We start from the raw sequence: 17,901 nt of genomic DNA, 5'->3' as shown, positions 1-17,901 counted from the left end.
ATGAAATTCAACGAACCCGCCACCACCAACCCGATCGACCAGCTGAAGGTCGTCGGCCAGCCGATCGACCGCGTCGACGGACCCTTGAAGACCACCGGCACCGCACCCTATGCGATGGACCGCCACGACGTGGTGCCGAACCAGGCGCACGGCTACATCGTGGGCTCGGCGATCCCGAAGGGACGCATCGTGTCGATCGACCTGAGCGCAGCAAAAGCCGCGCCGGGCGTCATCGCCATCGTCACCGCCCAGAACGCGGGCAAGCTCACCAAGGGCAACTTCAACACCGCCAACCTGCTGGCCGGTCCGCGCGTGCAGCACTACCACCAGGCGGTCGCCGTGGTGGTCGCGGAGACCTTCGAGCAGGCGCGCGACGCGGCAGGCCTGGTGCGTGTGAAATACGAGCGCGACAAGGGCGACTACGACCTGCACGCGGTAAAGGCGAAAGCCATCGCGCCGAAAGGCGAGAACGCCGAGACCGCGGTCGGCAACTTCACCGGCGCCTTCGCTTCGAGCCCGGTGCGCCTGGACGCCGAATACCACACCGCCCACGAGTCCCATTCGATGATGGAGCCGCACGCCAGCATCGCTGCCTGGGACGGCGACCAGTTGACGGTCTGGACCTCGAACCAGATGATCGCCTGGGGCAAGGGCGACGTCGCCAAGACGCTCGGCCTGAAGAAGGACAAGGTGCACCTGATGTCGCCTTATATCGGCGGCGGCTTCGGCTCCAAGCTGTTTGTCCGCGCCGACGCGGTGATGGCCGCACTCGGCGCGAAAGCGGCGCGCCGTCCGGTGAAGGTGGCCTTGCCGCGCGCCCTCATCCCGAACAACACCACGCACCGCTCGGCCACCATCCAGCGCATCCGCATCGGCGCCACGCGCGAAGGAAAGATCACCGCGATCGCCCACGAGAGCTGGTCCGGCAACCTGCCGGACGGCTCGCCGGAAAACGCGGCGACCCAGACCCGCGCGCTGTACGCGGGCGAGCACCGCATGACGGTCAACAAGGTGGCCTTCATGGACCTGCCGGAAGCGAACGCCATGCGCGCGCCGGGCGAGGCGCCGGGCATGGCTGCGCTCGAGATCGCGATGGACGAGATGGCGGAAAAGCTGGGCATGGACCCGGTGCAGTTCCGCATCCTGAACGACACCCAGGTGGTGCCGGACAATCCGAAAAAGGAAGGCGCGAACGACCCGCAGTCGAAAAAGCCGGATGAGAACGCCCCGCACAACCCGACCCCGCCATATTCGAAGCGCCAGTTCGTCCAGTGCCTGCAGCAGGGCGCCGAACGCTTCGGCTGGAGCAAGCGCTCCGCCAAACCGGGCCAGATGCGGGACGGCCGCTGGCTGGTCGGCATGGGCGTGGCCGCGGCTTTCCGCGACAACCTGCTCATGAAGTCGGCCGCGCGCGTGCGCCTGGACCGGCGCGGCATCCTGACGGTGGAAACCGACATGACCGACATCGGCACCGGCAGCTACACCATTCTGGCGCAGACCGCGAGCGAGATGATGGGGGTGCCGCTCGAGCGCGTGAAGGTGCGCCTGGGCGACTCCAGCTTCCCGGCGTCCTGCGGCTCGGGCGGCCAGTGGGGCGGCAACAACTCGGCCGCCGGCGTCTATGCCGCCTGCGTCAAGCTGCGCGAGGCGATCGCCCGCCAGGCCGGATTCGAGCCGGAACGCGCGATCTTCGCCGATGGCCTGATCCGCGTGGGCGAGCGCAGCCTGCCCCTGGCCCAGGCCGTGGGCGAGCGCGAGCTGGTCGGCGAAGACATGATCGAATACGGCGACATCGACAAGCGCTTCCACCAGTCTACTTTTGGGGCGCACTTCGTCGAGGTGGGCGTGGACGCGGCGACCTGCGAGATCCGCATCCGCCGCATGCTGGCCGTGTGCGCGGCAGGGCGCATCCTCAATCCGAAGACCGCGCGCAGCCAGGTGATCGGGGCGATGACGATGGGCGTGGGCGCCGCGCTGATGGAGGAACTGGCCGTGGACAAGCGCCTCGGCTACTTCGTGAATCACGACCTCGCCACCTACGAGGTGCCGGTGCACGCCGACATCCCGCACCAGGAGGTGATCTTCCTGGACGAGACGGACCCGATGTCCTCGCCGATGAAGGCGAAGGGGATTGCGGAGCTGGGGATCTGCGGCGTGGCGGCGGCGGTGGCGAATGCCGTGTACAACGCGACCGGGGTGAGGGTGCGGGAGTATCCGGTCACGCTCGACAAGCTGATCACGAAGATGCCCCTGGCTGTGTAATTGGCGGGGGTACGGCTGTTGTCGTTCGTAGGGTGGACGGGTTCCCCGTCCGCGCGTTCAACTCCCGTGTGAATGGATACGGCGCGTGATCTTGACGCACGGTTTGAACGCGCGGACGGCGGAGCCGTCCACCCTACAATATCGTGACATGTGCGGGCGGGGCGTGATGTTATGATCACGCCGTTTTCCACCCCGCCGCCTGCAATGCCCGCATTTCCTCTACGTTCTGTCCCACAAGCCGGCCAGCCTATCCGCTGGCCGCTGCTCATCGCCGCCTTCGCCCTGCTGGCCCTGGCATTGATGGCCTGGCGCTGGGGCGGTACGGTCGCGGATTCGCAGGCTTACTACGACACCGCCCGCTACCTGCGCGGCGAGACCGACGCAAGCCGGCTGGTCGCGCCTTTCCCTTACCGCGTGCTAGTGCCGGCCATCGCAGCACTCATCCCCGGCGACCTGCGCAACGGCTTCGCCGCGCTCAACTGGATACTGGTCACCGCCGGCGCCTGCCTGATGTCCGCCGCCGTGCTGCGCGCAGGCCTCGGTCAGCGGCGCGCGATCGCGGCGGGCCTGTTGATGATCGTCTCGCTGCCGACCCTCTGGTACGCGCCCTACCTGCTGGTGGACCCGGGTTCGGTCTGCGCGCGCGCCGCCTTCGTGTTCGCGGTGCTGTCCGGCCAACCCTGGCTGGCCGCCGCGGCCGGCCTGGTCGGCACCGCCGTGCGCGAGGAGAACATCCTGCTGCTGGTGTGGCTGGTGGCCATGCGCCGCATCGCCATCCTGCCCGGCCTGGCTTGCCTGGCCGCGGCCGGCGCCTGGATCGTGGCCCTGCGCTGGATCCTGATCACGGGCCTGCCGGGCTACACCTGGGAGCCGAACTGGTGGACCGTCCAGCATGCGCTGCGCGACGTCCGTTCGCTGCTGTCGATCGCCGGCAGCGCCTTCCTGGTCGTGCCGCTCGCGATCTGGGGCTGGCGCAGCGCGCCGCGCGCAATGCGGCCGCTGGCGAGCCTGCTGTTCCTGATGGCCCTCCCGCCGCTGTACGCCGCGCTGTGCGTGCGTGTGGACGGGCGCGCGGTCTGGGGACTGTACCCCTTCCTGGTGCCCTTCGCGGTGTGCCTGCGGTCGAGGTTGACGTCTGCGTAGAGCAGGCTATACTGGTCCTGATCCGGCATCGATGCCGGCCACAACACCACCATGAATCCACCATCACGTCTCGCATCGCTGCATCGCCTGACCTGCCATTCAGGCAGGGGCTTCGCCGCGTCCGTCGAGCGTGACTGCGCCGCCTGCGCGCGCGCGGTGCAGCTGTCTTCCCGCAACCTCGCCTGGCTCCTCAAGGCTCGGTAGGACAGCCACACACCGCCTGTCGTCCTCCCGAGCCTTCTCCATCGCCCCAAGCCGCCGTCCTTCGTGACGGCCACCATGTCTTCGCCCGATTGGATCGGGCAAACCAAAGGAGTGAGAATGAAACCATCGATCCTCGTGTCGTGGCTGGATATGGACCGCCTCGACCGCATGCTGGATTCCCTGCCGGCGACCCAGGCCAGCGCGCGCGACGCGCTGCTCGACGAACTCGGACGCGCCGCGCTGGCCGAGCCGTGGGAAATGCCGCCCGACGTCGTCACCATGAATTCGCGCGTGCGTTTTTCCTTCGACGGCGCGGACGAGGAAGTTGCCATGACCCTGACCTATCCGAAGGACATGCACGGCGACGCCGACCAACTGTCGATCCTGACCCCGGTCGGCACCGCGCTGCTCGGCCTCAAGACCGGCGACACCATCAGCTGGCAACGCCCCGACGGCGCCATGTTCGAGCTTACGGTGCGCGGGATCGAGTACCAGCCGGAGCGGGATGGGGTGTTTCACCGCTAGGCGCCAGGCGCGCCGCGCGCGCCTGCAGCAGCACCACGATCGACAGCACGAGGGCGCAGGCGATCCAGGCCGACCACAAGGTATGGCTGAGGAAGTGGGCGCCGCGCATCTGCTGCATCCAGCCCAGCAAGAGGCCAGCTCCCAGCCCGGCGCCGCCCGCGCGCCAGGCCGTGCCAGGCCTTCCGGGCAGCCACAGGACGGCCAGCGCCACCAGCCACAGGGCGCTCGACGCATGCCCGCCCGGGAAGCAGTGTCCCGGCAGGACGCCATCCGGCAGGGCCTCGAACAGGCGCACATAGGGCGCGCTGCCGCCGTAGCGCGCCAGGTCCCAGGGACAATGGGCGTCGCTGCCCTGCTTGATCAGGCTGATCGACGAGGGGACCAGCAGGGCCGACCAGGCCAGCACCCGCAGGCGCAGCCGCGCCAGCGGAGCATCGAGTAACTGCTGCGGCCAGGCCGCATCGAACAGCGCCGCACCGATCAGCACCAGCGCCAGCAGGGTCAGGACGCCTTTCACGATCCGGTGGCTGAAGGTCACCGTGAGCCAGGAGTCGCGCCAGGGAAAGCCGCCCAGCGCGCGGTCGTAGAACATATCGGCCAGCCGCAGGTCGGCATCAAGCCAGCGTCCCAGCGCAAAGATGATGATTGCGGCCAGGCCGAGCCAGGCGGCCATCCAGGCGGCCGTGCGGGTGTCCAGCATTGAAGCGGAGGACTGCCGCGCGCGCCCCTCACCCATTGCGCACGCAGGCGTGGAAGATGTCGAGCTTCGGATTGCGCACGGCGGTGTCGACGTCCAGCATGCCGAGCACGGAATGGAAGACGTTGTCGTGCGAGAGCGCCTGGTCGCGGCGCGCCTCGAGGCAGGCGTGGTCGAAGCCGAAGCGCTCCCGGAAGCCCTCCGACATCCACAGCATCATCGGCACATGGGTCTGCTGCTGCGGCGCGAACATCCAGGGCGCGCCGTGCAGGTACATATTGCCTTCGCCGAGCGACTCGCCATGGTCGGAGAAGTAGAGCATCGAGGTGTCGACCCCGTCCTCGCGCGCGGCCGTGCGCAGCATGTCGATGGCCTGGGCCAGCACGTGGTCGGTATACAGGATGGTGTTGTCGTAGGCGGCTACGATGGAATCGCGGCTGCACTGTTCGAACTCGCCGCTCGCGCACACCGGGCCGAAGCGGCCGAAGCCGGCCGGATAGCGTTTCGCATAGGCCGGGCCATGGCTGCCTTTCTGGTGCAGGACGATGACCAGGTCGCGGTCGGCGCGCCGGATCAGTTCCGGCAAGCCCTCCAGCAGGCCCTCGTCGTAGCACTCATCCATCGCGCAGTGGCGGTTGCCGCTCGCGGGGCTGGCCAGGTCGACGGTCTCGACGCGGTCGCAGGCGCCCTTGCAGCCGGAGTTGTTGTCGCGCCAGATCACCCGGAAGCCCGCATGCGCAAGCACGTCCAGCAGGCCTTCCTGGCGGCGCGCCCTGGCGTCGTCGTAGTGTTCGCGCCCCAGGCCCGAGAACAGGCAGGGCACCGACACCGCCGTGGCGGTGCCGCAGGACTGCACGTGGGTGAAGTTGATCAGGCCCTCTTCGCGCGCCAGGCGCGGATTGGTCTCGCGCGCATAGCCGTTGAGCGAGAAGTTGTCGGCGCGCGCGGTCTCGCCGACCACGATCACGCTGACCGTGCGGCGCTGCGTACCCGCCCAATGCCTGCCCTTGACCGCATCGCGTCCGATCGGCGCGATCTCCACCGGCGCACTCCAGCGGTTGCGCAGGTAGCCGTTCAGGGCCTGGAAGGCATTGGTCGGCGTGAGCAGGAAGCGCAGCTCGCGGTGCTCGCGCACCACCGGCGCCAGGCTCTTGAACAGCATCACCAGGATCAGGGCCGCCAACGCGAGGGAGCCGGCGCTGATGCCGACGCGCCGCAGCAGGCCGCGCACGCCGCCTTGATACGCGACCCGGGCGCGCGCCACCAGCAGCGAGGGCAGGCCGCCCGTGAGCAGCACGAACAGTACCAGGCGCCAGTTCAGCAGCTCGGCCGCCTCGCGGCTGTCGGTCTCGAACATGCTCTGGATGACGGCCTTGTCGATCACGATCCCGTATTCGTTGACGAACCAGGCCACGCTGGAGGCGACCAGGATCATGAGGATCAGCACCGGCTTGGCCACGAAGCGGAAGCTCGCCAGCGTCAGCAGGCCGTAAAAGAGCAGGGCGACGATCGCGAAGCAGCCCAGCAGCAGCGGCAGGTGGCCGGGCGTGATGCCGCCGACCGCGTGCACGAGGGTGGACCAGAAGTTCAGGTTGGCCGCGCTGGCCAGCAGCAGGGCGACGGCCAAGACGAGGGTGTTGGCGCTGATGGCGCCGGTAGAGCGGGGGAGTGCGGTGTGCATGTGTTCCACTTCGAATGCGCGCGGCCATGAGTGGCAGCGTGAGTGGAACGATAGCGAAGTGCTTGTAAGTAGCTCGTCAGCGGGATGTTAAGGCCGTGTAAAGCTGATGGTGAAGCGGCTGCCGCCACCTTCGCGCGGCGCATAGTCGAATCCGGCCCCCAGGAAATCGCAGATCCGCCGCGCCAGCGCCAGGCCCAGCCCGGTGCCGCCCGAGCCGCTCGACGGGCTGCCGCCGCTGCCCAGGGTCGCGACCACGGCGGGCGGCAGGCCGGGGCCGGTGTCCTCGACCACGACTTGCCCCTGCAGCACCGAAACCCGCACCTCGCCCTGGTCGGTGTACTGGCAGGCGTTGCGCACCAGGTTGCCGATGGCCGCCGCGCACAGTTCGCGCGGCGCGCGGATGCCCAGCGCCGGCCCGTCGGCGAAACGCAGGCTGACTGGCTTGCCGGCGACCAGCGGGCGGTATTTCTCGACCTCATCCTCGGCCACCTGGTTGATCGCCACCGTCGGCTGGGAACCGAGTTCGGGCGCGCGCGCCAGAAGCAGCAGGACGGTGACGCATTCGGCCGCTTCGTGCGCGGCGCGGTAGATGCGCTCGGCCGGGGCGCGCACGCCGGGCGCGGCTTCCTGCATCAGGATCTCGGCCGCGCCCATGATCACGGTGAGGGGGCTGCGCAGCTCGTGGCTGACGTCGCCCGTGAAATAGCGCTCGCGGTCGAGCACCGCGCGCATGGCGCTGGTGTGGGCCTCCAGCGCGCGCGCCAGCACGCCCAGTTCGTCGGCGCGGCCGGTGAGGGCGGGCGGCGCGGTGTCCATGCCGACCGACTGCGCCAGTTCGTGGATCGGCGCCACCACGCGCCTGCCGAGGAAGCCGCCGAGCAGGGCGGCCAGCAGCACGAAGCCGAGGAAGACCGCGGCGAACATCGAGTACACCACGACCTCGATCTTGTCGTAGTCGCTCTCGTGGTCGACCAGCACCCAGTTGCCGCGCGCGTCGTGGCCGGCCAGCACGTGCAGGCGCACCGTGCCGACGTCGACCTTGTGCACGCCGTCTTCCAGCCCGCGCAGCGGGGCGGGGATGGTGTCGCTGCGGTGGAAGCGCAGGCCGGCCGGCATGTCGACGTCGAGGCCGGCGGCCTGGCGCGGCGCGGCCCAGGCCACGGCGGCCTCGAGGCGCTTGTCGACCAGCTGCACCTCGATGCCTTCGATCGCCAGCGCGGCGACGATCGCGAAAAAGACCGAGGCGCCGATCCCGAACAGGAGGAAGGCGACGACGATGCGCCGGCGCAGCGAGTCAGCCGGCCGCATCGGGCTTGCTGTCGGGGTTGACGAGCTTGTAGCCGACCCCGGCGACGGTCTGCAGCATCGGCGTGGCGAAGGGCTTGTCGATGGCCTGGCGCAGCGCGTGGATGTGGGTGCGCAGGGCATCGCTGTCGGGACGGTCGTCGCCCCACACGGCCTGCTCGAGCGTTTCGCGCGAGACGATGCGCGGCGCCGCGGCCAGGAGGGCGCGCAGCAGGGTGTAGCCGGTGCGGGTGAGCGTCACGGGCACGCCGGCGCGCGACGCTTCCTGGGTCTCCGGGTCGTAGCGCAATTCGCCGAAGCGCATGGTCGCGTGCACCGCGTGGGCGGCGCAAGAGCGGCGCACCAGGGCCTTCAGGCGCACTTCGAGTTCGACCAGCGAGAAGGGCTTGACGAGGTAGTCGTCGGCGCCGCTGTCGAAGCCCGCGACCTTGTCGGTCAGGCTGTCGCGCGCGGTCAGCATCAGCACCGGGGTCGACTTGCCGAGTTCCTCGCGCAGCTTCTGGCACAGCTCCAGGCCGTTCAGCCCCGGCAGTCCGATGTCCAGGACGATGACGTCGTAGTCGTGCTCGGACGCCAGCGCCAGTCCGCCGTAGCCGTTGCGGGCGGAATCGAGCTGGTGGCCCTTCGGTTCCAGGAAGCCGTAGAGGTTGGCCAGGATATCGGGATGGTCTTCGACGATAAGGATGCGCATGAAGCTATTGTAGTGCAGCCGGGCGCCGGCTAGGCGCGGTGGAATTCGGCCAGGCAGCGGGCGCGGCGCCAGATGGCGAAGAAGCGCTCGCCGCTGAGGGGCGCGCCACCTTCAATCCCGAGCAGGGAGCGCACCAGCGCGGCATCGTGGCTGTCGAGCGACGCCAGCCGGTGGGCCCAGCGCGGATGGCCGGGCGTGCGGCCGAACAGCAGGCGCGGCAGCACCACCAGCACCATGGTCGGCCCGAACAGGGGCACCAGCACGCTCCACCACGGCGACCAGCTCAGTGCCAGCAGGACGGCGAGCAGGAAAGTGGCCGCCAGCGTGGCGGCGTAGAGGGCGCCCCAGTGGCGCTCCAGCCAGTCGGGCGGATACTTGCGCGCGAGGCGGCGTGCGACACCCTCCAGCAGCAGGTAGTGCTGGACCGATATTCCACCGGCTTGGACGTGCTCGAGGGTAGGCAATGCTGGGCTCGGGTTGGCGCGGGCGGATTGCCGCACTTCGGATCCTAGCGGACGCGGCGTTAAGTTCGTGTTAAGGACGAGATTGCTGGACCTCAGGCGTGTGCGCGCAGGCCTGCGGCGCCCCGGTGCATCGTACCGCGGGTTTCGTGCAGTGTCGCAGTTCGTACGCATGGTGGACTCCCGGTCTTTTCCTTGTCGTCAAGGCTACAAGCCATTCATAACAAGCGCGTGACGAAAGGAAGATCGTCGACGGAAGCACTGCTGGGCGTGTTGTCGTTGGAAACCTGGGGCTGCGCTGCGTTGAGCTTGCGAAAACGCCTGGTTGCAGGACTGGCAAGGCTTGCTTTATTGTAGTCACCCGACCTTTATTGAAAGCGACCATGAAACGACTCCTCGCCGCCGCCGTTCTCTTCTTCGGCATGCTGGGCCTGGCACAGGCCGGAACCGACGCCACCCTCACCAGGCAGGTCAACGCCTTCGTCGACGAGTGGCATGACGACGCGGCGAACGCCCGTATGGCCTACTTCGACAAGATCGCCAAGGACGGCATCTACATCGGCACCGACCGCACGGAGCTGTGGGGCCGCGACGCCTTCAAGGCCTGGTCCAGGAAATACTTCGATGCGAAGAAGGCCTGGAGCTTCAAGGCCACCCGCCGCAACGTCTACGCCTCCGCCGACAAGTCGCTGATCTGGTTCGACGAGCTGCTCGACACGCCGAACATGGGCCACTGCATGGCCAGCGGCGTGATCCGCAAGACCGCCAAGGGCTTCGAGATCGTGCATTACCAGCTGTCGGTCGCGGTGCCGAACGAGGTGGTCGACCAGGTCACCAAGACCATCCGCGACCACGAGAAGGCCGCGAAGAAGTAAACCTGCGGCGCCCGCCTGTGCTAAGGTGGCCGCCTTCTTCGCAACATCGACGCAAGCACCGTGAACGCACCCTATATCGGCCGGTTCGCGCCGTCGCCCACCGGTCCGCTGCATGCGGGCTCGCTGGTGGCGGCGCTGGCCAGCTACCTCGACGCGCGCGCCCACCACGGGACCTGGCTGGTGCGCATCGAGGACATCGACGAAGGCCGGGCTGTCGCGGGCGCGGCCGAAGGCATCCTGCAGCTGCTCGGGCAGCTCGGCATGCAGGCGGACGGCGAGATCGTGTGGCAGAGCCGGCGCAAGCCCCTGTATGAGGCGGCGGCCGAACGCATCGCCCTGCACACCTACCCCTGCGGCTGCAACCGCCGAGAGATCGCCGATTCGCGCCTCGGCTTCGCGCCGGACGGCGCCGCCATCTATCCCGGCACCTGCCGCCATGGCCTGGCCGAAGGGCGCAGCATGCGCAGCCTGCGCCTGCGCGTGCCCGAGCCGGGTTTCGACGTCATCAGCTTCCAGGACCGCTTCGCGGGCGAGGTGACCCAGCGCCTGTCGAGCGAGTCGGGCGACTTCGTCCTCAAGCGCGCCGACGGGTTCTGGGCCTACCAGCTGGCCGTCGTCGTCGACGATGCCGAGCAGGGCGTCACCGACGTGGTGCGCGGCGCCGACCTGCTCGACTCGACCCCGCGCCAGATCTTCCTGCAGCGCGTGCTGGACGTGCCGACGCCGCGCTACCTGCACGTGCCGGTGGTGCGCAACGAGCACGGCGAAAAGCTCTCGAAGCAGACCGGCGCGCTGGCGGTGGCGCCGGGCGACGCGAAGGCGGCCGTCGCGGCCCTGCAGGATGCGGCGCGCTTCCTCGGCCTGCAACTGGCGCCGGCGGAGTCGCTGGATGCTTTCTGGAGCGCGGCGGTTCCAGCGTGGGCCAGCCGGCTGCGCGAACGCGGCGAAGTGTCGTAGGGTGTTCGGCTTCGCCGAACACCCTACCAGATCAAGAACCCCCGCCGGAATCGGCGCGGCCGCAAGAAGCCGCGGACCTCGCCGCCCGGGTAACCCTTGCCGTGGAGGTGCGTCCCGATCGGTGGGCTGGCTATTGCGGATTGCGCAGGATGGTGATCTCGCCGTCCGCTTCGAGGAAGGCGCACTTCATCTGCGGGCGCGGGCAGTCATGCTCGCGTAGCGCTTCCTCGAGGTTGGACTCGGACAGGCGGCATTGGCGGACGATCCTGTCGAAGAACACGCCGTCACGACCGATCAGCACGGCGCTGCCGTCGACCAGCTTTTCGAAACGCTGGCTGCGCGAACTCAGCAGTGCGACGACAGAATTGATGGCCACCAGCGTCGCGGCCACGATCAGGCCCCCGATCAGTGACTGGTCGCCGCCGGTGAGCGAATTCGAGACCGCCTCCGACAGGAGGACGACGACCAGCAGGTCGAAGGGGGTGAACTGTCCGACCGTGCGGCGTCCCGAAATACGGACCATGACCAGCAGCAAGAGGTAAACAGCCAGGCCACGCACGACGAGTTCCCACCATGGAACATCCATGTCAAACATATTTGTCTCCATAACACGGTCGTTGAGCCTATTGTAATCATATTGATCAGTCCCGGTTTTTCGCCAGCGAGGTGACACGATGTCGGTGGCATCGTTTCCATCCTCCGATTATCCCGGTTTGCTCCCGGCGCTTGTATTTACGGCGCCGAATCTGTCATGTATTCTGCGTCGCGTGTCCCTCAAATGCCATGTCCCAGGGCGCTGTGCCAGGCCTGAAGGCAGACATGCCGATTTGCCCCGACCTGCCAGGAGGATGTATGCGGTGCACCAGCATTGAAGCGTCATTTGCCTTGCGTGTGCTGGACCATTCCTCGTCCATGATGGCCTATTGGGACCGCACCCTGACTTGCCGCTATGCGAACCGGGTTTACGAAAAATGGTTCGGCACACCCGGCGCGCAACTGATCGGAACCCGCTTGCCCGACCTGCTCGGGAAAGAAATCTTCGCGTTGAACGAACCGCACATCCGCGCCGTGCTGGACGGGGAAGCGCAGGTCTTCGAGCGGACCATACCCGGTCCCGACGGCGTGCACCGTCGTAGCCTGGCGCGCTACCATCCAGACCTTGTCGACGGCATTGTGGTCGGATTCATCGCCGAGGTGTCCGACGTCGGACCGCTCAAGGAACTGGAAGCCAGGCTGGAGGAAGAGGTTGCCACCAAGGGCAGGATGGTGGTGGCGCTGCACAAGAAGGAAGCGGCGCTGGAGGCGGCCCAGGAGCTGGGGCGCATGGGTAGCTGGCACTGGGAAATCGAATCCGACATCACGACCTGGTCCAGCGGCCTGTACCGGCTGTTCGGGCGCGATCCCGCCTGCCTGTCGCCGAGCTACGCCGAACATGCCCAGCTTTACACGCCGGACAGCTGGCGCCTGCTGCGGGAAAGCGTGGACTGTGCGCTGACCCGGGGAATCCCGTACGAGATCGAACTGGAGTACTACCGGCCCGAGGGCGGTACCGGCTGGCTGGCCTCGCGCGGCGAAGTCGAGCGCGACAGCACCGGGATGATCGTGGGCCTGCATGGCACTGCGCAGGACGTCACCCAGGCGCGTCGCCTGCTGCATGCCTTGCAGGCACAGACGCAGCGGCTCGAGCTTGCGCTCGACGCGGCGCGGCTCGGCATCTGGCAGTGGAACAGCCAAACCGACGCAGTCACCTGGGAAAACCGCGAAGTCCGGAGGATACTCGGCCTGGACGACGATACGCCCGCCTGCGCGAGCGGGACGGCTTTCTTTGCCGGACTGCTGCACCCTGGCGATCGCCAGTCTTTCTTCGACGCGGCTGCCGGCTTCCTGGCGGGGCGCGCCGACCGTTTCGTGTTCGAGGGACGCATCGCGCCTGCCGGTGACGGGCAGGTGCGCTGGATCGAATGTGTCGGCCGTGCGATCGACGACGCCAGCGGGCAGCGCATCCTGACCGGCACCATGCTCGATGTCAGCGATCGGGTGGCGACCAGGGAAGCATTACAGGACACGGTGGCGGTACTGCGCAACAGCTGCGAACACCAGTCGACATTCCTGTTTGCACTCGGACATGAGCTGCGCAATTACCTGAATCCCTTGTCGGCCGGATTACAGATGCTCGGCCCTGCGCTGGCGAGCGGCGCGTCGCAACGCATCGGCGCGCTCATGTCGCGTCAGCTGGACCATATCTCGCGCCTGATCGGCGATATATTCGATCTCCGACGCATCCAGAGCGGCGAACTGCTCCTCGAGCGCAGCGCGATGTCGCTGAACGGCATGGTGAACGAGGCGATCGAAGTATGCGCTCCGCTCGTCAAGTGCAGCGGGCACGCCCTGATGGTCCAGATGCCGGAGGATGAGCTGCAGGTAGAGGGAGACAAGGGCCGCCTGACCCAGGCGGTCGTCAACCTGGTCACGAACGCATGCAAGTTCACGCCTCCAGGCGGGCACATCGCTCTCGCCCTGCGGCGCGACGGCGAAGGGAACGGCGTGCTGACCGTGCGCGACGACGGCATTGGCATGGCGCAGGAAGTGCTCGACACCATCTTCCATCTCTACGTCAAGCTCGACCAGTCGGTGGTGCCGGCCTGCGCCGGTCTGGGAATCGGGCTGCATCTCGTGAAACGGATCGTGGAGCTGCATGGCGGCACGGTGGCGGCGGCAAGCGACGGTCCTGGTCAGGGAAGCACGCTGAGCATGCACATACCGCTCCGTGCAGCGCATTGCGGCGCATGCGTCGGCGATGCCGTCTAGGGATGCGGAATCAGCGGGACGTCGAGGCAGGCGGGACAGCTGGCGACCTTGCGGCCTCCCAGGCGGCCAGTTCGCGCTCGTAGCGCTCCAGCGCTTCCTCGTAGAGATCGAACACGCAGGGCGTGCAGCCGCTGCGGCAGCAATCCTCCAGCGCGGGCTGGACCGGCGGGATGGGGCGGGGGGAGGGCATGCGCGTTCAGTCTTCGCCGTTCAGGATGCGCTGGATTTCCTCGCGGTCCTTCTTGCTGACGTGGCCGCGCAGGGCGGCCAGGACGAGTTCCTTGCCGGAACCGGAAAAGGCCTTGTGGATCAGGTCCTTGATGAGGCCGGACTGGTGGCTGTCCTGCGGCTGGGCCGGCGCGTAGACGTGGGCGCGCGCGCTTTCGTCGCGGGTGAGCAGGCCCTTGGCGTGCATCATCTGCAGCAGGCGCAGCACGTTCGCGTAGGCCATGTCGGGACGCGCCTGGACCGCGGCTTCGTGCACCTGGCGGGCCGTGGCGGGGCCGAGCTGCCACAGCAGGCGCAGCATTTCCAGTTCGGACGGGGTGGGCTTGACGGGGACGGCGAGGGTGTTCATGGGTCTAGAATAAATGATCTAGACCCCGGCGTCGAGTGAGCGCAGCCGCAGGTGGAGGGACGATGTTACGATTGCAATCTTTCCTTGAGCCAAAGCCGACGATCGTGGACCCTCAATTACTGCTGATCTGCTTCCTCACCTTCGTCATCCACCTGATCGGCACCCTGGCCTATTCCGTCCGCATCGCCGGTGTGCGGACCCGGCGCATCGCCGTCTCCTTCGCCCTCTTCAGCATCCTGGTGCTGGTCTCGCGCACCTCGAATTCCTTCCTGGGTCCTTTCCTGGCGAAGCGCGTCGAAACCAGTCTCGACGGCCCGGCGCAGGGCGCGCTGCTGGGCGACTTCCGCTGGCTACTGGTGGCGGCGAGCCTGGCGACCATCGCCGGCGCCTTCCTGATCCCGACTTTCCAGCGCGTTTTCTGCCGCGCAGTCCTGCACTTCCAGGTCCATCGCTCGGTGCCCAAGCTGATCCTGCACGGCTTCTTCAAGGGCGGGCTGTCCTATGTGAAGGATGTCGCCAGCGTGCCGGCAGCGAAGAACGTCACCGACATCCGTTCGGGGCATGGTGTCTCGGCGCGCATCACGCTGCTGAACGTCGGCGCCACCGCCCTGTGGACGGTCGGCGTCTTCGCCTCGCTGTATGCCGGTGTGCTCGACCCTTCGGTGCGGGTCACGTCGAGCACGCTGTCGTCCATCATCAACGGCGGCGCCACTGTCATGATGGCGATCTTCATCGATCCGCACATGTCGGGCATGACCGACGACGTCATCGAGGGCAAGGTCGGCGAGGTGCAGTTCAGGAGGGCGATCGTGTGGCTGGTGGCCAGCCGGCTGGCCGGGACCCTGCTGGCCCAGGCCCTGCTGGTGCCGTCGGCGATGCTGATCGCCTGGGTCGCGAAGGTGATCTAGAGAGGCCAGGTTGTCACGCCATCCGCTGCACGGTATGCTGCAACGGATTTTTCAACCAGACAACCATTCCGAAAGAAGACCTTGAAAAAACTGCTCTCCTGCTGCGTCCTCGGCCTTGCGCTGGCCTCCACCCTGTCGGCCTGCAAGCGCAGCGAAGCGCCGCAAGCGGCGGCCACCACCGCGGCCGTGCCTTTCCAGAAAATCGACTCGGTGACCGGCACCGGCAAGGAAGCAGTGGCCGGCTCGACCGCCGTCGTCAACTACACCGGCTGGCTCTACGATCCGGCGGCCAACCTGCAGCGCGGCGCCCAGTTCGATTCCTCGAGCGGCCGCGAGCCCTTCAGCTTCGAGGTCGGCGGCGGCCAGGTCATCCCCGGCTGGGACCAGGGCGTGCTGGGCATGAAGGTGGGCGGCAAGCGCACCCTGATCGTGCCGGCCGAGCTGGGCTACGGCGAGAGCGGCGTCGGTCCGATTCCGCCGAACGCCACCCTGGTCTTCGAAGTCGAGCTTCTCGACGTGCGCTGATCAATGCATCGAGCGCTCAATCGGCGATGCGATACTCGCGCAGCTGGAACACCGGCTTGCCGTCCTCGCGCTCGCAGATGCCGCTCATGGTCTCGCCCTTGCGCAGCACGTAGGTGATCCGGGCGCCGTCGGCCTTGCCCGCGCAGGCGGCGTGGGCGGCGGCCGGCACCTCCGGCAGCGGCGGCGGTTCCGGCGGCGCAGGCGGGGTCGGAATCATCGGCATGGCCGGTAGCGCCGGGGGCGCGGGCGGTGCGGCGTGGGCCAGCCCGTCGTGCGGCAGGGCGGGAGGCGCGGGCGGTGCGGGAGGCGCGGGCGGTGCGGGCGGCGCCGGCGGGGGCGGGCATTTGCCCTTCTCGGTGGACGTGCATTTGTAGCGCACGCCCGCCTCGGCGTCTTGCACGGCAGCGCCGAGCAGGGCGCTCAGGACGATGGTGGCCAGCATGGCGCTCGTCGTTCTTTTCATGTTCATCTCCTTTTGGCTGCGGCCCGCGCCATGCGGCGGGCCATGGATGCATCCTGCGCGCCAATTGTGGAGAAATGATGGACGCTAGAGGTCGCAGCGGTAGCCGAGGCCGTAGATCGAGCGGATCGCTTCGAGGCCGGGTGCGATGGCCTCGATCTTGCGGCGCAGGTTCTTGATGTGGCTGTCCACGGCGCGGTCGGTGGCCTCCAGGCTGTCGGCGCGGGCGACGTCGAGCAGCTGGGCGCGCGAGAACACCTGGCCCGGCCGGCGCGCCAGCGCGGCCAGGATGGCGAACTCGCTCGGCGTCAGATCCAGCTGGCGGCCGTGCACGTGGATGCGGCGCGCCGCCTCGTCGATGGCGAGTGCGCGCGCAGGCGCCGTCGCGCCGGCCCGGCGCAGGATGGCCTTGATGCGCGCCATCAGCTCGCGCGGGCTGAAGGGCTTGCACAGGTAGTCGTCGGCGCCCACATCCAGTCCCAGCAGGCGGTCGATCTCTTCGACGCGGGCCGTCACCATCACGACCGGCACCTCGCTGAATTCGCGCACCGCGCGGCACAGCGCCAGGCCGTCCAGTCCGGGCAGCATCAGGTCGAGCACCACCAGCGCCGGCGCTTCGTCGCGGATCGCCGCCAGGGCCTCGGCCCCGTCGCCGAAGACCTGCGGCGCGTAGCCGGCGGCGCGCGCGTAGTCGGCCACCAGCAGCGCCAGTTCCGGCTCGTCCTCGACGATCATCACGCGCGGGTTCACTGCGCCTCCTTCGCCAGCGGCAGCGACAGGATCACACGCAGTCCGCCCAGCGGCGAGTGACCGAAGTTCAGGTCGCCGCCCTGCGCCTCGAGGAGGCGGCGGCACAGCGCCAGGCCCAGGCCGGCGCCGCCATGGGCCCGGCTGCGCGAGGCGTCGACACGGTAGAAGCGTTCGCCGAGCCGCGCCAGCGCTTCGTCCGGCACGCCCGGCGCGCTGTCGTCGATCGCCAGGAACATCTGGCGCTTTGCCGCATGGGCATGCAGGGCGACGCGTCCGCCCGCGGCGGTATACCGCAGGCTGTTCTCGAGCAGGTTGTCGAGCACCTGGCGCAGCCGGTCCGGATCGCACAGCACCGGCAATGCGGGCGGCGCCGCGCCGAGTTCCAGCGCGATGCCGGCGCCGCGCAGGCGTTCCTCGAAGGTGCGGGCCTCCTCGGAGGCGAGCCGCCACAGGTCCTGCGGCGTCGGCTTGCAGTCGAGCGCCCCGACGTCGGCGCGCGCCAGCGCATACAGTTCGTCGATCAGCTTGTTCAGCGCCAGCACCTGGCGCAGCATCGCGTCCACCGTTTCCGGCGTGGCGCTGCGCACGCCGTCCTGCAGGGCTTCCAGCTGGGCGCGCAGCACGGCCAGCGGGGTGCGCAGCTCGTGCGAGGTGTCGGCCACCCACTGGCGGCGCGCGGCTTCCATGCTGTCCAGCTGCTGCGCCAGGGCGTTGAAGTGGCGCGCCAGGCTGCCCAGTTCATCGCTGCGCGACTCCGGCAGGCGCACCGCGTAATGGCCGCCCGCAAGCGCTTCCGCTCCCTTGGCCAGCTGCCCGATCGGCCGGCGGAAGTGGCGCGCCAGCAGCGCGCCGGCCAGGGCGCTGAGGAGCACCGCGACGGCCACGATCAGCCACAGGCTGCTGCGCAGCTGTTCCAGGAAGGCCAGCGACATGGCGTCGCTCGGCTGGTGGCTGCGCGCGACGCCGAGGTAGCCGACGATGCGGCCGTCGACCTCGATGGGGCGGCGCGCGAGCGGCACGGCGCCGGGCGGCCGGCCCGCCAGGTAGCGGCCGTCGGCGCCCTGCAGCGTGA

General features: G+C 68.4%; 19 protein-coding genes. 8 read left to right on the top strand and 11 right to left on the bottom strand.

Annotated features, from left to right (window positions below; all coding sequences use genetic code 11):
• From ACQ7JA_RS24330 to rnk, 3 genes are all read left to right on the top strand, one after another.
• A complete protein-coding gene (locus tag ACQ7JA_RS24330; RefSeq protein ID WP_430902280.1) occupies window positions 1-2,262 on the top strand; it encodes a molybdopterin cofactor-binding domain-containing protein in 2,262 nt (753 codons plus the stop codon).
• Between the two features lie 204 nt (window positions 2,263-2,466).
• The gene (locus ACQ7JA_RS24325) at window positions 2,467-3,405 is read left to right on the top strand and encodes a hypothetical protein (protein WP_430902279.1); all 939 of its coding nucleotides are present in this window, start codon (window positions 2,467-2,469) and stop codon (window positions 3,403-3,405) included.
• A 321-nt stretch (window positions 3,406-3,726) separates the two neighbouring features.
• Window positions 3,727-4,134: a nucleoside diphosphate kinase regulator gene (gene rnk / locus ACQ7JA_RS24320; RefSeq protein WP_430902278.1), complete on the top strand. Its 408-nt coding sequence runs from the start codon at window positions 3,727-3,729 to the stop codon at window positions 4,132-4,134.
• Here rnk and ACQ7JA_RS24315 read toward each other — a convergent pair.
• From ACQ7JA_RS24315 to ACQ7JA_RS24295, 5 genes are all read right to left on the bottom strand, one after another.
• The gene (locus tag ACQ7JA_RS24315; RefSeq protein WP_430902277.1) at window positions 4,079-4,834 is read right to left on the bottom strand and encodes a phosphatase PAP2 family protein; all 756 of its coding nucleotides are present in this window, start codon (window positions 4,832-4,834) and stop codon (window positions 4,079-4,081) included. The genes rnk and ACQ7JA_RS24315 overlap by 56 nt on opposite strands.
• Before the next feature lie 28 nt (window positions 4,835-4,862).
• Complete coding sequence (locus ACQ7JA_RS24310; protein WP_430902276.1) at window positions 4,863-6,512, bottom strand: phosphoethanolamine transferase; 1,650 nt, start codon at window positions 6,510-6,512, stop codon at window positions 4,863-4,865.
• A gap of 87 nt (window positions 6,513-6,599) precedes the next feature.
• Window positions 6,600-7,820 (bottom strand): sensor histidine kinase, encoded by a 1,221-nt coding sequence (locus ACQ7JA_RS24305; protein ID WP_430902275.1) that lies wholly within the window; start codon window positions 7,818-7,820, stop codon window positions 6,600-6,602.
• Window positions 7,807-8,508, bottom strand: a complete 702-nt coding sequence (locus tag ACQ7JA_RS24300) for a response regulator transcription factor (RefSeq protein WP_430902274.1) — start codon at window positions 8,506-8,508, stop codon at window positions 7,807-7,809. Before ACQ7JA_RS24300 ends, ACQ7JA_RS24305 begins: the two co-directional genes overlap by 14 nt.
• Before the next feature lie 29 nt (window positions 8,509-8,537).
• Window positions 8,538-9,008, bottom strand: a complete 471-nt coding sequence (locus ACQ7JA_RS24295) for a hypothetical protein (protein WP_430902273.1) — start codon at window positions 9,006-9,008, stop codon at window positions 8,538-8,540.
• 344 nt (window positions 9,009-9,352) lie between these two features.
• Between ACQ7JA_RS24295 and ACQ7JA_RS24290 the strand changes: the two genes are divergently transcribed.
• Both ACQ7JA_RS24290 and gluQRS read left to right on the top strand, forming a co-directional pair.
• On the top strand, window positions 9,353-9,844 hold the full coding sequence (locus ACQ7JA_RS24290; RefSeq protein ID WP_430902272.1) for a nuclear transport factor 2 family protein: 492 nt from the start codon (window positions 9,353-9,355) through the stop codon (window positions 9,842-9,844).
• 60 nt (window positions 9,845-9,904) lie between these two features.
• Entirely contained in the window at window positions 9,905-10,801 is an 897-nt protein-coding gene (gene gluQRS / locus ACQ7JA_RS24285) for a tRNA glutamyl-Q(34) synthetase GluQRS (RefSeq protein ID WP_430902271.1), read from the top strand.
• A gap of 130 nt (window positions 10,802-10,931) precedes the next feature.
• On the opposite strand, the gene ACQ7JA_RS24280 is transcribed toward gluQRS, so the two are convergent.
• Window positions 10,932-11,396, bottom strand: a complete 465-nt coding sequence (locus ACQ7JA_RS24280; protein ID WP_430902270.1) for a DUF421 domain-containing protein — start codon at window positions 11,394-11,396, stop codon at window positions 10,932-10,934.
• A 257-nt stretch (window positions 11,397-11,653) separates the two neighbouring features.
• Between ACQ7JA_RS24280 and ACQ7JA_RS24275 the strand changes: the two genes are divergently transcribed.
• Window positions 11,654-13,609 carry a PAS domain-containing sensor histidine kinase gene (locus ACQ7JA_RS24275; RefSeq protein WP_430902269.1) on the top strand — a complete coding sequence of 652 codons (1,956 nt, stop codon included), beginning with the start codon at window positions 11,654-11,656 and terminating at the stop codon, window positions 13,607-13,609.
• A 10-nt stretch (window positions 13,610-13,619) separates the two neighbouring features.
• On the opposite strand, the gene ACQ7JA_RS24270 is transcribed toward ACQ7JA_RS24275, so the two are convergent.
• The gene (locus ACQ7JA_RS24270) at window positions 13,620-13,799 is read right to left on the bottom strand and encodes an oxidoreductase-like domain-containing protein (RefSeq protein ID WP_430902268.1); all 180 of its coding nucleotides are present in this window, start codon (window positions 13,797-13,799) and stop codon (window positions 13,620-13,622) included.
• Between the two features lie 6 nt (window positions 13,800-13,805).
• The gene (locus ACQ7JA_RS24265) at window positions 13,806-14,186 is read right to left on the bottom strand and encodes a BlaI/MecI/CopY family transcriptional regulator (RefSeq protein ID WP_430902267.1); all 381 of its coding nucleotides are present in this window, start codon (window positions 14,184-14,186) and stop codon (window positions 13,806-13,808) included.
• A gap of 104 nt (window positions 14,187-14,290) precedes the next feature.
• On the opposite strand from ACQ7JA_RS24265, the gene ACQ7JA_RS24260 reads away from it, so the two are divergent.
• Together ACQ7JA_RS24260 and ACQ7JA_RS24255 are read left to right on the top strand one after the other, a co-directional pair.
• Window positions 14,291-15,094: a lipid II flippase Amj family protein gene (locus ACQ7JA_RS24260; RefSeq protein WP_430902266.1), complete on the top strand. Its 804-nt coding sequence runs from the start codon at window positions 14,291-14,293 to the stop codon at window positions 15,092-15,094.
• Window positions 15,095-15,175: 81 nt separating this feature from the next.
• Window positions 15,176-15,619 (top strand): FKBP-type peptidyl-prolyl cis-trans isomerase, encoded by a 444-nt coding sequence (locus ACQ7JA_RS24255; protein ID WP_430902265.1) that lies wholly within the window; start codon window positions 15,176-15,178, stop codon window positions 15,617-15,619.
• Window positions 15,620-15,635: 16 nt separating this feature from the next.
• Here ACQ7JA_RS24255 and ACQ7JA_RS24250 read toward each other — a convergent pair whose 3' ends face one another.
• From ACQ7JA_RS24250 to ACQ7JA_RS24240, 3 genes are all read right to left on the bottom strand, one after another.
• On the bottom strand, window positions 15,636-16,082 hold the full coding sequence (locus tag ACQ7JA_RS24250; RefSeq protein WP_430902264.1) for a hypothetical protein: 447 nt from the start codon (window positions 16,080-16,082) through the stop codon (window positions 15,636-15,638).
• 84 nt (window positions 16,083-16,166) lie between these two features.
• A complete protein-coding gene (locus tag ACQ7JA_RS24245; RefSeq protein ID WP_430902304.1) occupies window positions 16,167-16,814 on the bottom strand; it encodes a response regulator in 648 nt (215 codons plus the stop codon).
• Window positions 16,815-16,825: 11 nt separating this feature from the next.
• Window positions 16,826-17,901: ATP-binding protein (locus ACQ7JA_RS24240; protein WP_430902263.1), on the bottom strand; the 1,076-nt coding region annotated here is incomplete at its 5' end.

The sequence above is a fragment of the Massilia sp. BKSP1R2A-1 genome, from assembly GCF_050586525.1.
Classification (GTDB): Bacteria; Pseudomonadota; Gammaproteobacteria; order Burkholderiales; family Burkholderiaceae_D; genus Telluria.
Note: the sequence above shows the minus strand (reverse complement) of the source record. Positions and strands in the feature narration are given on the sequence as shown.

What these genes read in the sequence shown, in the direction of transcription:
- ACQ7JA_RS24330 (WP_430902280.1), top strand. Translation starts at nt 1, where the DNA reads ATGAAATTCAACGAACCCGCCACCACCAACCCGATCGACCAGCTGAAG.
- ACQ7JA_RS24325 (WP_430902279.1), top strand. Translation starts at nt 2,467, where the DNA reads ATGCCCGCATTTCCTCTACGTTCTGTCCCACAAGCCGGCCAGCCTATC.
- rnk (WP_430902278.1), top strand. Translation starts at nt 3,727, where the DNA reads ATGAAACCATCGATCCTCGTGTCGTGGCTGGATATGGACCGCCTCGAC.
- ACQ7JA_RS24315 (WP_430902277.1), bottom strand. Translation starts at nt 4,834, where the DNA reads ATGCTGGACACCCGCACGGCCGCCTGGATGGCCGCCTGGCTCGGCCTG.
- ACQ7JA_RS24310 (WP_430902276.1), bottom strand. Translation starts at nt 6,512, where the DNA reads ATGCACACCGCACTCCCCCGCTCTACCGGCGCCATCAGCGCCAACACC.
- ACQ7JA_RS24305 (WP_430902275.1), bottom strand. Translation starts at nt 7,820, where the DNA reads ATGCGGCCGGCTGACTCGCTGCGCCGGCGCATCGTCGTCGCCTTCCTC.
- ACQ7JA_RS24300 (WP_430902274.1), bottom strand. Translation starts at nt 8,508, where the DNA reads ATGCGCATCCTTATCGTCGAAGACCATCCCGATATCCTGGCCAACCTC.
- ACQ7JA_RS24290 (WP_430902272.1), top strand. Translation starts at nt 9,353, where the DNA reads ATGAAACGACTCCTCGCCGCCGCCGTTCTCTTCTTCGGCATGCTGGGC.
- ACQ7JA_RS24280 (WP_430902270.1), bottom strand. Translation starts at nt 11,396, where the DNA reads ATGTTTGACATGGATGTTCCATGGTGGGAACTCGTCGTGCGTGGCCTG.
- ACQ7JA_RS24275 (WP_430902269.1), top strand. Translation starts at nt 11,654, where the DNA reads ATGCGGTGCACCAGCATTGAAGCGTCATTTGCCTTGCGTGTGCTGGAC.
- ACQ7JA_RS24270 (WP_430902268.1), bottom strand. Translation starts at nt 13,799, where the DNA reads ATGCCCTCCCCCCGCCCCATCCCGCCGGTCCAGCCCGCGCTGGAGGAT.
- ACQ7JA_RS24265 (WP_430902267.1), bottom strand. Translation starts at nt 14,186, where the DNA reads ATGAACACCCTCGCCGTCCCCGTCAAGCCCACCCCGTCCGAACTGGAA.
- ACQ7JA_RS24250 (WP_430902264.1), bottom strand. Translation starts at nt 16,082, where the DNA reads ATGAAAAGAACGACGAGCGCCATGCTGGCCACCATCGTCCTGAGCGCC.
- ACQ7JA_RS24245 (WP_430902304.1), bottom strand. Translation starts at nt 16,814, where the DNA reads ATGATCGTCGAGGACGAGCCGGAACTGGCGCTGCTGGTGGCCGACTAC.